The 12561-nt window shown below is 68.3% G+C and carries 14 protein-coding genes; 7 read left to right on the top strand and 7 right to left on the bottom strand.

Annotated features, from left to right (window positions below):
- Positions 1–90 precede the first annotated feature (90 nt).
- Entirely contained in the window at positions 91–1005 is a 915-nt protein-coding gene (locus VFL64_RS09870) for a LysR substrate-binding domain-containing protein (protein WP_489540203.1), read from the top strand.
- Here the strand turns inward: VFL64_RS09870 and VFL64_RS09875 are convergent, their stop codons facing one another.
- Complete coding sequence (locus VFL64_RS09875; RefSeq protein WP_489540204.1) at positions 1006–1734, bottom strand: SDR family oxidoreductase; 729 nt, start codon at positions 1732–1734, stop codon at positions 1006–1008.
- Positions 1735–1842: 108 nt separating this feature from the next.
- Between VFL64_RS09875 and VFL64_RS09880 the strand changes: the two genes are divergently transcribed.
- Complete coding sequence (locus VFL64_RS09880) at positions 1843–2430, top strand: TetR/AcrR family transcriptional regulator (protein WP_489540205.1); 588 nt, start codon at positions 1843–1845, stop codon at positions 2428–2430.
- A gap of 13 nt (positions 2431–2443) precedes the next feature.
- Positions 2444–3076, top strand: coding sequence for a 2-hydroxychromene-2-carboxylate isomerase (locus VFL64_RS09885; protein ID WP_489540206.1), 633 nt, complete (start codon positions 2444–2446; stop codon positions 3074–3076).
- Here the strand turns inward: VFL64_RS09885 and VFL64_RS09890 are convergent.
- The 3 genes from VFL64_RS09890 to VFL64_RS09900 all read right to left on the bottom strand — a co-directional run bounded on the left by VFL64_RS09890 (position 3073) and on the right by VFL64_RS09900 (position 5098).
- A complete protein-coding gene (locus VFL64_RS09890) occupies positions 3073–3396 on the bottom strand; it encodes a hypothetical protein (protein WP_489540207.1) in 324 nt (107 codons plus the stop codon). The genes VFL64_RS09885 and VFL64_RS09890 overlap by 4 nt on opposite strands.
- Before the next feature lie 77 nt (positions 3397–3473).
- The gene (locus VFL64_RS09895) at positions 3474–3944 is read right to left on the bottom strand and encodes a hypothetical protein (RefSeq protein ID WP_489540208.1); all 471 of its coding nucleotides are present in this window, start codon (positions 3942–3944) and stop codon (positions 3474–3476) included.
- Positions 3941–5098, bottom strand: coding sequence for a C39 family peptidase (locus VFL64_RS09900; RefSeq protein WP_489540209.1), 1158 nt, complete (start codon positions 5096–5098; stop codon positions 3941–3943). Before VFL64_RS09900 ends, VFL64_RS09895 begins: the two co-directional genes overlap by 4 nt.
- A 148-nt stretch (positions 5099–5246) precedes the next feature.
- Between VFL64_RS09900 and VFL64_RS09905 the strand changes: the two genes are divergently transcribed.
- The 3 genes from VFL64_RS09905 (at position 5247) to VFL64_RS09915 (ending at position 7528) form a co-directional block, all read left to right on the top strand.
- Positions 5247–5666 carry a nuclear transport factor 2 family protein gene (locus VFL64_RS09905; RefSeq protein WP_489540210.1) on the top strand — a complete coding sequence of 140 codons (420 nt, stop codon included), beginning with the start codon at positions 5247–5249 and terminating at the stop codon, positions 5664–5666.
- A complete protein-coding gene (locus tag VFL64_RS09910; RefSeq protein WP_489540211.1) occupies positions 5663–6202 on the top strand; it encodes a cysteine hydrolase family protein in 540 nt (179 codons plus the stop codon). The genes VFL64_RS09905 and VFL64_RS09910 overlap by 4 nt, the downstream gene beginning before the upstream one ends.
- Before the next feature lie 138 nt (positions 6203–6340).
- Positions 6341–7528: a hypothetical protein gene (locus VFL64_RS09915; protein WP_489540212.1), complete on the top strand. Its 1188-nt coding sequence runs from the start codon at positions 6341–6343 to the stop codon at positions 7526–7528.
- A gap of 15 nt (positions 7529–7543) precedes the next feature.
- Here VFL64_RS09915 and VFL64_RS09920 read toward each other — a convergent pair whose 3' ends face one another.
- On the bottom strand, positions 7544–8425 hold the full coding sequence (locus VFL64_RS09920; protein ID WP_489540213.1) for a DUF2950 domain-containing protein: 882 nt from the start codon (positions 8423–8425) through the stop codon (positions 7544–7546).
- Between the two features lie 15 nt (positions 8426–8440).
- Positions 8441–9736, bottom strand: a complete 1296-nt coding sequence (locus VFL64_RS09925) for a DUF3300 domain-containing protein (protein WP_489540214.1) — start codon at positions 9734–9736, stop codon at positions 8441–8443.
- A gap of 313 nt (positions 9737–10049) precedes the next feature.
- Here VFL64_RS09925 and VFL64_RS09930 point away from each other — a divergent pair, with 313 nt between their 5' ends.
- On the top strand, positions 10050–10910 hold the full coding sequence (locus VFL64_RS09930) for a hypothetical protein (protein ID WP_489540215.1): 861 nt from the start codon (positions 10050–10052) through the stop codon (positions 10908–10910).
- A gap of 6 nt (positions 10911–10916) precedes the next feature.
- Here the strand turns inward: VFL64_RS09930 and VFL64_RS09935 are convergent.
- On the bottom strand, positions 10917–12561 hold a 1645-nt coding region (locus VFL64_RS09935), incomplete at its 5' end, for a hybrid sensor histidine kinase/response regulator (protein WP_489540216.1).

Below are 12561 nucleotides of genomic sequence, written 5' to 3' on the forward strand. Positions count from 1 at the left end.
CGGACTCTAAGAAGCAGACACCCGCGCCGGGCGGGGCTAAAGTCAATCCATCGTTGACTTTGGGTTAACAGTCAAACCGAGGGCCTGCGCATGAGCAAGAGCATTCAACCGGCCGACCTGGGCTTCTTCTCGGCGCTGGCCGGGGCGGGCAGCCTCAGCGCCGCCGCGCGCGAGCTGGGCATCACCACGCCGGCGGTCAGCAAACACCTGGCGCTGATGGAGGGGCGGCTCGGCGTCTCGCTGGTCAACCGCAGCACGCGCCGCATGAGCCTCACGCCCGAGGGCGAGCTGTACCTCGGCCATGCGCGCCGCATCCTGGGCGAGATCGATGACATGGAGCAGACGCTGGGCAGCTCGCGCGGCACGCCCAAGGGCCTGCTGCGCGTGAACGCCACGCTCGGCTTCGGCCGCAGCCACGTGGCGCCGGTGGTCTCGCGCTTCGCGCGCACCTACCCGCAGGTGGAAGTGCAGCTGCAGCTTTCGGTCAACCCGCCGCCACTCACCGACGACTCGTTCGACGTCTGCATCCGCTTCGGCGCACCGCCCGATTCACGCGTGATCGCGCGGCACATCGCCCCCAACCGACGACTGCTGTGCGCCGCACCGGCCTACCTGGCGCGCCACGGCACGCCCAAGCAGCCGCACGAGCTGACGCGCCACAACTGCATCGGCATCCGCCAGGGCGAAGAGGCCTATGGTGTGTGGCGCCTGTCCAGCGGCAAGGGCAAGAAGGAGAAGAGCGAAGCCGTGAAGACGCGCGGCAGCCTCACCACCAACGACGGCGAGATCGCCGTGCTGTGGGCGCTCGACGGCCACGGCATCCTGATGCGCGCCGAATGGGACATCGAGCGCTACCTGCGCAACGGCCGCCTGGTGCAGGTGCTGCCGCAGTTCTTCACGCCAGATGCCGACATCTACGCCGTCTACCCGCCGCGCCACCAGCACACGGCGCGCGTCAAGGAATTCGTCGACTTCGTGGCGCTGTCGTTGTCGCAGCGGCGGTGATCACCACGCCTCCATCCAGGGGCGTAGCTCCGTCTCGTGCGTCCACGCGTCACGCGGCTGCTGGTGGATCTGCCAGTAGGTGTCGGCAATGTGGTCCGGGTTGAGGATGCCACCCTGTTCCTTGGTGGCGTAGCGCTCGGGGAAGTTGCTGCGGATGAACTCGGTGTCGATCGCGCCGTCGATCACCGGGTGGGCGACGTGGATGCCCTTGGGCCACAGCTCACGCGCCATGCTCTGCGCCAGCGCGCGCAACGCGTGCTTGGCCCCGGCAAAGGCGGCAAAGCCCTCGCGCCCGCGCAGGCTGGCGGTGGCGCCGGTGAAGATGATCGTGCCGCGGCCGCGCGGCAGCATCACCCGGGCCGCCTCGCGGCCCATGAGAAAGCCGCTGAAGCAGGCCATCTCCCACACCTTGTGATAGACGCGCGCCGTGGTCTCGGTGATGCCGAAGCGTACGTTGGCCCCGATGTTGAACACCGCCACCTCGAGGGGAGCGATGTCGCGCTCGATCTGCTCGAAGAGCGCGACCATCTCTTCCTCTTTGCGCGCATCGCTGCCGAAGCCGTGCGCCTCGCCACCGGCTGCGCGGATCTCGTCGACCAGCGGCTGCAGCTTGTCGGCGCTGCGTCGCGTTACGCAGGCGACGTAGCCCTCGCGCGCGAAGCGCCTGGCGATCGCGCCGCCTGTGGCGTCGCCCGCGCCGATGACGAGGATGGCTTTCTTTTCACTCATGGCTCGGTTCTTTCAAAGAGGTTTCCAGTCTGCATGATGATGATCATCATGCAGAATCATGATCGTGTGTAGAATGAATCGCGTCAAGCGCAAGGGGAATGACTCACGATGGGCCACTCACAGGCAGACAAGGCGGGCAGCCGCGAACGCATCCTCAAACAGGCGGCACAGCAGATCCGGGAGCAAGGGCTGGAGTCGCTGAGCGTCAACAAGCTGATGCGCAGCGTGGACCTCACCCACGGCGGCTTCTATGGTCACTTCGCCTCGCGCTCCGAGCTGCTGGCCGAGGCGCTGGAGTGCGCGCTGGCCGACAGCGAGCTGCAGGCGCGCAGCAGCGGCGAAGCGGCCAAGGGCCGCAGCTACTCCGCCATGGTGCGCGCCTACCTGAGCCGCAGCCACCGCGACACACCGCGCACCGGCTGCGCCATCCCCACGCTGGCCTCGGAGGCAAGCCGCGCCGGTGACGACGTGCGTCAGGTGATGGCGAACCATGTCGAAGACTTCGTGGCCACCGCTTCGCAGGCGCTGGGCCATGAAGACGACGAGCAGGCGCTGGTCGCCGTCAGCGCCATGGTGGGCGCGCTCGCGCTGTCGCGCGTGCTCGGCGATGGCAAGCGTTCAGACGCGCTGCTGCGTGCCGTGCGCCAGCATCTGCTGGCCTTCGATTCCCAACCCGACAACCCCACGAGCGAATGACCAGGAGGCCCGCGTGATCGTGCAATTCCAGTTCGACTTCGGCAGCCCGAATGCGTACCTCGCGCACAAGGTGCTCCCCGCCATCGAGGCGCGCACCGGCGTGGCATTCGAGTACGTGCCGGTGTTGCTGGGCGGCCTCTTCAAGCTGGCCAACAACCGCTCGCCGGCCGAGACCACGGCCGAGATCCCCAACAAGCGGGCCTACGAGCAGCTGGAGATGCAGCGCTTCATCGTGAAGCACGGCCTCGACCGCTTCCACATGAACCCGCACTTCCCGGTCAACACCTTGAAGATCATGCGCGGCGCCTGTGCCGCACAGCGGCTCGGCTGCTTCGCGCCCTACGTGGAGGCCGTCTATGCGGCCATGTGGGAGCAGCAGCGCGACATGGCCGACGACGCCGAGATCCAGTCGGTGCTGCGCTCGGCCGGCCTCGACGCCATGGCGCTGGCGGCGGCGTCGCAGTCGCCCGAAGTCAAGGCGCAGTTGCTTGCCAACACCCAGGCCGCGCACGAGCGCGGCGCATTCGGTTCGCCGACCTTCTTCGTCGGCGACGAGATCTTCTTCGGCAAGGACCGCCTGCGCGAGGTCGAAGACGAGATCAACCGGGTGCGTTCAATCGGAAGTGATCCGCCGCGCGTGACCTAGGTCGTGGGTGAAGCTGGCGCAGGAAGGATCTGCCTCGGCTTGCAGTCCTTCTGCTTCTCCAGCCAGTACACCACATTGCCCGCAACGACGATGCTCCCCGATACAACGGTAGAGGCGCCGAGGAATGCCGCTTGCGTCACGAGCTGAGCTATGCAGTCGTAGTTGATGCATGGGCCCAAGGTGCCGGCGCCTGAAACGTCGAGCACCATCTTCTTGGCGGTGATGCCGCATTCTTCGTCGTAGACACGGATGGTCTTCGGGTACGCGCAGCCCACGAGGAGGGCCGCACTTACCAGAGCCGGGAGGATTCTTGGGAGCATGGCGAGGTCTTGGAGTAGCCGGGACAGTATCGCTTGCCAAGCGGCCACGCTGTCCGGACGCGGCGGACCCGGGCGGATCAGGGCAGGGCCGGCCACACGGCCTCGCCCGCCACGAACAGCCAGCGACCGGTCACGCCGGCGCGCTGCAGCGGCACCGCCCAGGCCAGCCGGTCGGGCGCGCCGTCGAAGGACAGCATGGGCTCGCCGGCGGTCTCGTCGAAGTGGGCGCAGTCTTCGGCACGCTCGCGGATCAGCTCCACGTCCAGCCAGTCGGCAGCCAGCGGGCACTCGCTCATGTCTCCCGTGTGTCGCATGAAGCTGGAACTCGCCCGCAGCATGCGCAGCGGCGAGAAGCGCAGGTAGGCCACCAGCCAGTCGCCGGCCAGCACCGGAACGAACCAGCTTTCCAGCCGGCCGGCGAGCGCGCGCACCGGCACGGGCGTGCCCACCCTGGCCTCGCGCGGCAGCATGAGCTGGCTGCCGTCGAGCGCGCGCCGCGCGTCCTGCTCGACGGCGCGTGCTTCGCGGGCCAGTTCTTCGGGCGTCACACGTGTCGCAGCACTGCGGAGTACGCGTACTGGTAGGTTTGCGTAGCGAAGTTCTCCCAACGGGTGATGACCCCGGCGTTCGGCGGCCACGGGTCATAGACCAGCAGCCCGCGAAAGCCCAGCGGCAGTGCCAGCACCGAGCGCGTGTAGCCCGCCACCGTGCGCGAGTGGCCGGGCACGAAGCTGATCAGCGGCCGGTTGGCACGGATCTCGTCGCGAAAGATGTTGAAGCCGGGGTTGGTGAACATGGTCGCGTCGAGCGCGTTCGACGTGAGGCTCTCGATCACGGTGACCACGTCGCCCACGCGCGCGTAGGGCAAGCCGTTGGGGTTGGCCAGCGTCCCCAGGCCGAGCTCCTGCGCGAGGCGCACCTGGTCGTAGGTGTAGCGGTAGAAGTTGAGCAGCATCTCGGTGCTCGCGCCCACGCACCACACGTTGGTTTGCTGGCCACGCAGTTCGTAGCAGGGCACGTGGTCGGTGTCGCGCGTGGAGTAGTGCAGCTCGCGCTGGTCGACGAGCTTGATGGCGATGAGGTCGCGCAGCTTGGCCACGCTGACCACGCTCACGTCGAGGCGGCGGAACTTCGGCGCGTCCCATGCGCCCACGCGCTTGCGGTAGGCCGTCACGCGGCGCCGCTTCTCGGCCGCAGGCAGCTCATCGAGCAGGCTGAAACGCTCGAAGTTCTCGGGCTCCAGCGGCTTGCGGTCGCGCTTCTTGGCCGGTGGCACCACGGCCCAGGAGAACAGCTCCAGCATCAGCACCTCGGTGTCTTTCAACAGGAACTGCAGCGCGATCTTGGGGAAGCTGTAGGCGACGAAGCGCACCGTGTCGTACTTGAGCCCGCGCCGTCCTTTGCGCGCGGCCGCCATGCCGGCTTCGAGGATGGCCTTCTCGTCCCACGGGCCGCCCACGCCGGTGGCCAGCAGCGGCTCGCCCATGGCCTCTTCGACGGCGATGTCGACGTAGCCCGCGCCTTCGCGCCCGCGCGCCAGCGGCAGGCGATGAAAGAGGACGGGCCCGCTCGGGTCGTGCACCGCGGTGCCGCGCCTGGCGATGCGCAGCTTCTCGTATTCATCGCCCAGCACGCCGGAGGTGCGCAGGGAGTTCAGCTCCAGGCCCGCAAGGTGGGGAATCAGTTCGTTCGACAACGTCATGGTGAAGCGCCTCCTTGGTGATCGAGCTTAGGCACCGGCGCGTACCGCCGCGTCCCTACATCGTGGGAGGCCGGAGGTGACAGGTTAGGGGTGTGGCCGTGCAGGGGGATGGCCCGGCAGTCTGCATGCCGTGAGGTAAGCTGGCCCGATGAGTAGCGCACAACACCCCATCGAGACCTGGCACCACTTGGTGCAGTCGCAAGACCCTTCCGGCCTGGACGCGCTCCTGGCGGACGACGCGGTATTCCACTCGCCCGTGGTGCACACCCCGCAGCGTGGCAAGGCCCTCGCCAAGGGCTACTTGTCGGCCGCGTTCCATGTGTTCTTCAACCCGAGCTTCCGCTACGTGCGCGAAGTGCGCGGCCCGAACGATGCCGTGCTGGAGTTCGAGACCGAGATGGACGGCATCACGGTCAACGGAGTGGACATGATCCGCTGGAACGACGAGGGCCGCATCGTCGACTTCAAGGTGATGATCCGCCCGCTCAAGGCGATCCAGCTCATCCACGAGCGCATGGCGGCCATGCTGGCTGCGGCGCAGCAACGCAAGGGTGGCGGTGCATCATGACAGCCGCCTTGCTCGTCATCGACATGCAGCGGGCCTTGTGTGCCGGCGAGTGGGCCATGTTCGACGCTGACAAGCTCATCGAGCGCCTCAACGGCGTGATCGCCCAGGCGCGGTCCGCAGGGGTGCCCGTGGTCCTGATCCAGCATGAAGAAGCCGAGGGGCCGCTGCAGTTCGATGCTGCAGGCTGGCAGCTCGACGAGCGGCTCGCCGTGCAGCCGGCGGACCCGCGCATCCGCAAGACGGCGACCGACTCGTTCCACCGCACGCCGCTGCAGGCCGTGCTGCAGTCGCGCGGCATCGACCGGCTTGTCGTCTGCGGCTTGCAGAGCGAGTTCTGCGTGGACTCGACCGTGCGCGGCGCGCTGGCGCAGGGCTACCCCGTCACGCTGGTCGCCGATGGCCATTCGACGATGGACAACGGCGTGATCACCGCAGCACAGATCTCGGCCCACCACAACGCCACGCTGTCCCAGCTCGGCAGCTATGGGCCGCGCGTGACGCTGCAGGCGGCCGCGGACCTGCGCTTCGGCGCCTGAGGCGTCGCAGCCCGGGCCGCCTCAGGCCTGGCGTGCACAAGTTCACGCCGCGTTGCGCCACTTCCTCCGAATGGCCGATGGGTCATTGGATGCTGCCTTTCGAGAATCGCCGCAACGACGATTCTCGGAGGGAACACCATGCATTCGATCCTTGGACGGGCGCCTCGCGCCCTGGTGATGACGGCCATGGCCCTGGCCGTGGCGGCCTGTGGCGGTGCTGGCGAAGATGAAGACGAGCCGCAGTGGGGTGACAGCGGCGGCAGCGGTGGCAGCGGCGAAGTGGCCCGGGTGACCTACGGCACCGTGCCGAACTACAGCGCCAGCGTTTCCAACGTGCAGATCGTGGCGGCCACGAACCGCGGGCTCTACGTCACCGACGAAAACAGCCAGGGTGGCATGCGTGTCCACAAGCTGCACGGCAACCCCGCGTCGGGCGACTGGTCCAGCATGGACCTCGGCACCGTCTGGCCGTACACCGTGGTGCCGACCAACCGCTACAGCGAGGCCGACCGCGTCTTCAGCTTCTACTACGCCGCCTCTTCGCGCGTTGGCCAGTACAACGCCAACACCGGCGGGCCGGCGACCTACCTGTGGACGAACGACCGCTACATCCGCACCATCGAACCCGGTCCGCGGCAGGGCACGTTCACCGGCCCCTGGGGCCTGGGCGGGTCGGGCAACAGCGACTACAACTTCGTGTACCACGACGACGTCAGCTACACCGGCTCGGGTGCGGTGTCGAACATGTTCACCAACCCCATCGGCCCCTCGTCGACCACCAACACGATCCAGGCCTACTACGGCATCCAGGGCGTGCTGGGGCGGCCGGACAGCCCTGAGCTGTTCGTCGCCACGGCGGCGCTCAGCGGCGGCGGGGCCAGCGAGCTGCGCGTCTATTCGGGCTCGACCATGACGCGGGAGGCGCTGCCCGGTGGCACGAGCGTGAGCGTGTCCAGCCTGCAGTGGTACGACGGCAAGCTGTGGTTGCGCATCGGAGACCGGGTCTATCGGCGCGACGGCCCGGGCGTCTTCGTGTCCAAGGCGCAGGTATCGCTGGCCCTGGGCATGCTCGGATCGTTCTGCATCAAGGGTGGTGAGATCATCGGCTCCGATGGCTACGCCACGCGCATCTCCGACGGCAACCGCCGCAACTACCTCTCGCGCGGCACCCTGTCGGCCAGCCAGAGCATCCAGGTGGCGCTGGTGCAGGGCAGCCTTGGCGGCGCCGGGGTGTTCTGCTCACCCGACAACAGCGCCTCGATCATCTACACCGCCGGCGACAGCCAGCACCCCGGCACGGTGGCGATGATCGAGATCCTGCAGTAAGGCGCCGGCCCCAGGCTACGGGGCCACCTTGCGCCAGGGTTCACCGGGATCGAAAAGCTTGGTGTTCTTCGCGATGGAGGCCGTGTTCGGCCCCAGGTCGCGCTCGTAGACCACGCCCTCCTGGTTGACGATGAAGCTCGTCACACCCGTCTGGCCGTAGATCACGGGCCACGCGATGACGGCGAAGCCGCTCATCAGGCGGTTGCCGATCAGGTAGCTGCGCGCGCCCCCCTTGGCCCTCGGCCCCTGGCCTTCGAGGATCTTGAAGTGGTAGCCGTGGTAGCCCTGGCCGGGCTTGGAGGCGACGTAGCCTTCGCCGAGCGGGCTCTCGTCGCCGAGCGATGGGCTCCAGATCAGGCCGTCGCGCTTGCCCTTGGTGCTGATGAGCTTGCGTGCGTACTCGTACACACCGTCGCCATTGCGGTCGGCCGTGGCGTACTCGCGCTGTGCATCCACATAGGCCAGCACGGCCTGCATGGCGGCGCGTTCGTTGGCACCGATGCGCCGGTCGAGAATGGCTTCGCGACCGGCGCGCGTGTCGAATTGCCACTGGCCGTCGGCGCTGCGCTTCAAGGGCACGGGGAAGGCCCACGGGTCGTTGCCCACGACCAGTTCGCCTCGTGCGTCGGCCAGGGTCACGGCGCGGCGTTCTTTCGCCTTGTCGAGGAAGGCCTGGCGGTCGGCCGGGTCGACGCCTTCGGGCGGAATCAGCTGCTTCCACTCCTTGCCCAACACGCGTGCCTTGGCGCTGTTGTTGTTGGTGGTCATGGCCTCGATGAGGGCATCGGCCGCGGCTTCCGGGCTGGCGAACTTGGCTTGCGCCTGCACCTTGGCCGGGAGCGAGAGTGCACCGGCCACAGCCAGTGCAGCACAGGGGATGAAGAGTATGTTTTTCATGTTGTGCGCTCCCGGTTATCGACGCCCACCACCGCCACGCGCCCCGCCACCGCCGGCTCGGGCACCGGACGGCATCGACGAGCGGCTGGCCTGGCCCCGGCTGGCATTGGCCCGCGATGCACCGCTGTCGCGGGCACCGGAGAAGGCGCTGTCGCGCGAGCCACCGGAAGAAGAGAAGCCACCACCGCCTTGCGAGGCGCCGGGAGAACGCCCGGCATCACGTGAGCCCGCACCGGCTGCCGAGCGGTCGGTGTTGCGCGCTGCCTGGTTGGCCGCATCGCGGTCGGCACCTTGCAGGCGCTCGCGCCCGGCCGCCGGGTCGGCGCCCCGGTCCTTCAGCGCGTTGGACGCCTCGGCGCGCTGGGCATCGCGGCCATCCTTGCCGCGGTAGGCCTCGCGGTCCTTCGCACCGGCGGGCGACTTGTTGCCGAACTGCTCGCGGCTCTTGCTGTCGCGGTAGGGCACGTCGCGGCGCCCAGCGCTGTTGTGCTTGAACTTGTTGTCGGTCGAGTTGTTGATGCGGTTCTTGGAGTTGTTGACGTTGTTGAACTTGTTGACGTTGATGTTCACATCGCCGCCCCCCCAGTTGCAGCCACCCCAGAGCCCGTTGGCGATGCCGACAACGGCCGCGCCCCAGACCACGCCCGCGACGAAGCCACCCGCCGGGTAGTAATAGGGAGGGGGCGGCCAGTAGTACGGCGGGTAGCTGGGGTACCACCACGTGCCGTAGACCACCGACGGCTGGTAGACCGGCACGTACACCGACTCCGGTTTCGCGGGCTCGACGATGATCACCTGCTTGTCGTTCTCGGTGGTGGTCGAGACCTTCTGCTGTTCGTTGCTCTTGAGGTTGCCGGCGTCCTGCGCCTTCTTGCGCAGAAACTGCACGCGGTCCATCAGCCGGGCCGGGTCGGCCAGGAAGGCGTCGCCGAGCTTTTGCACCTGGTCGGGCTGCTTGTCCATCATGGCCAGCACCTGCGGAAAGGCGACCAGCGACTGCACCGCGGGCTCCCACTCCTTGTCTTTCACCTGCTCGATGGCGGCGTCGCCCTTGGTGTCGGGGTGGGCCTTGGACCAGGCGGCCGCCTCTTTCACCTCGGAGGGGTAGGTGGACGCCATCAGCACCTGCGACAGCAGCGAGTCGGGGTAGAGCGCGATCGGCGCGAGCATCTGGTCGAGTTCGGCCTCGGTGAAGCTGCCGCTGTCCTGCGCGTGCGCGCTGCCCAAGGCGCCCAGCGTCAGCAGCGCGGCCAGCGTCGGCATCAGCCAGCTGCGGGCCCGGCTGAATGCGGTGGCGAGGAGGTGTCTCATGAGGTGCTCCTTGGGTCGAGGCAGGGGCGGCGGCGCGTGGCAGCCCCGGGCCGGACAGGTTGTACGCGTGGAGCGGGTGGGGCGTCAAGGAGGGGCAAAGCAGGGTAGCGCCCTGTCGGCAACGCGACAACTCGCTGTAGGATTTCGCCCAGCCGCGTTGCACCGCAGCGCCGTTGGAGCCCCTGTGTTCAAGCATCCTGGAAGGATCCATTCATTCAGCGTCTTGCGGGCTGTGTGGCTTGGGCCGGTGGTGGCACTCGGCCTGGCGGCCGCTTCGGCCCCTGCCTGGGCGCAGGCAACGGATCCGCCGCGGGTGCTGGGCTCCAACATCAGGGACCAGGCCACCGCCGTGCTGTCGCTCATGTCCTACACCATCGTGCCGGACGTGACGACCAGCTCGCTCTCGATGAGCAACACCAGCACCGGCAACCCCTCACTGCTGATGACGCAGTTGGGCGGCGGCTTCACCGTGAGCCGCGACGCGCCGGTCTACCTGGAGGGCAATGCCGCCTACACGCGCTTCGACCCGCGCTTTCTGGTGAGCAGCGGCACCGAGCAGCGCGAGGTGCCCACGCGCTGGAACAGCGTCACCCTCACGGTGGGGGTGGGCTGGGACTTCCCGCTGGCCCGCGATCTCGTGCTTCGCCCCATCCTGATGTACAGCGCCGGCCGCGTGGCGAGCGACCTGTCGGTGGGGGCCTGGTACATCGAGCGCAACTCCAAATCCGAGCTGAGCTTTCTCGATGGCGGCAGCATGGAAGCCCGCGGCGGCGGGGCTTCGCTGATGCTCGACTTCGAGCGCGCCCGCCCCGAGCGCGACACCGACCTCGAGATTCGCTACAGCCAGCTGCGTCTGAGCACGCACAGCGACAACGAGGAGATGAACACCACCGTCACGGCCAAGTCGCTCAACATCTGGGGCCGCCTGCGCACACCCACGGGCTACGTGGTGCTCGACCGGCCGCTGCGCAGCGTGCTTGAACTGACGCATTCCAACTTCCTCGGCGGCCAGGCCGGTGACACCGGGTTCAACGCGCTGACCTCGCTTGGCGTGGGGATGGAGGTCGACCTCACCGCCTACGAGCAGTTCGTGACCCGCGCCCGTGCCGTGGTGCGTTATCTGCGAGGCTCCAGCGTCGAGGGCTGGTCGCTGGGGCTGGCGGTCAGCTTCTGATTCGGGTCAGGGTGTCTCGCCGGTGCGCAGCCGGCGCCCCACCGCTGCCCACTTGCCAAGCACCGTGAACAGCTCGGCCGGTTCGAAGGGCTTGGTGACGTAGCCGTTCATGCCCACCGCCAGGCATTGATCCCGGTCACGCTGCATCGCGTGCGCCGTCATCGCGATGATGGGCAGATCGCGCAGGCCCGGCACCTGGCGGATGGCCAGCGTGGCCTGGTAGCCGTCCATCACCGGCATCTGTACGTCCATCAGCACGAGGTCGAAGGGCGCTTCGCTGGCGGCGGCCACGGCCTCCTCGCCGTTGCGCGCGATGCTGATGTGCGCGCCGGCCACGTGGGTGAGCAGGTCGGTGGCGACGATGCGGTTGAGTTCGTTGTCTTCGGCCAGCAGGATGCGCGCGCCCTTGAGCGCGGCCGGCACGCCGTTGACGGCCCAGCTGCTGCCCTGGCCCACGGCGTCATCCGCGGCGTGGCCGTGCACCGGAACGTGCGGCTCCACGGACTCGTGCCGGCCGGTGGCCAGCGGCAGCTTGAAGTAGAACTCGCTGCCGTGCTCGGGCGTGCTGTGCACACCGATGCTGCCGCCCATCATCTCGATCAGTTGGCGCGTGATCGCCAGGCCCAGGCCGGTGCCGCCGTACTGGCGCGTGGTGGAGGGGTCGCCCTGCGTGAAGGGCGTGAAGAGTGCCGCCACCTGTTCGGGCGAAAGGCCTGGTCCGGTGTCGCGCACGCTGAAGTGCAGCATGTTGCGCCCGTCGGGCAGCGACGCCAGCTTTTGCACCCGCAGCACCACCTCGCCGTGGTCGGTGAACTTGACGGCGTTGCTGCACAGGTTGATAAGCGCCTGCTCCAGCCGCAGTGCATCGCCCACCAGCACCGGCGGCACGTCGGGCTCCACCTGCCACACGAGGGCAAGGCCCTTGTCCTGCGCCTTCAGGCTGACCACGCTGCGCACCCGCTCCAGCACCGGGGCGAGGGTGAAGTCGCGCGCCTCGAGTTCGAGCTTGCCGGCCTCGATCTTCGAGAAGTCGAGGATGTCGTTGATGATCCCCAGCAGCGAGGTGGCTGCCATCTGCACCTGGCCGAGGTAGCGCCGCTGCTCGTCGGTGAGGCTGCTGCGCAGCGTGAGGTCGGTCAGGCCGAGGATGGCGTTCATCGGCGTGCGGATCTCGTGGCTCATGTGCGCGAGGAACTGGCCCTTGGCATGGTTGGCCGCTTCGGCCGCGGCCTGGGCGCGGCGCGACGACTCCACCGCGTTGCGCGCGTCGATCATGCGGTTGAACTCGATGGCCAGTGGGCGGAACTCGCCGGGCAGCCGCTCGTCGGCACGCGCACCCGGATCGGCCGCGCCCAGGGCACGTGCGGTTTTACCCAGGCTGTGCAGCGGTGCGGCCAGCCGCCGTGCGGCCCACACCGCCACCGCCAGCGCCAGCAGGGCCACGCACGCGGTGGTGAAGAGGCTGCGCCGCAGGCCCATCTCGCTCTTGGCGACCACCGTGGTCATGGGCACCCCCGCACCGGCGCGCAGGCCGTAGTGCGTGAGCCAGGACTGGGCGTACAGCCGCTCGATGCCGTCGGGCCCTGCGCCGATGAACTGGGGCTTGGTGGCCCGCGGCTCCTTGTCGCGCGTTTCGCGTGGCACGGTTTGG

The sequence above is a fragment of the Rhizobacter sp. genome (genome assembly GCF_035702065.1).
Classification (GTDB): domain Bacteria; phylum Pseudomonadota; class Gammaproteobacteria; order Burkholderiales; family Burkholderiaceae_C; genus Rhizobacter.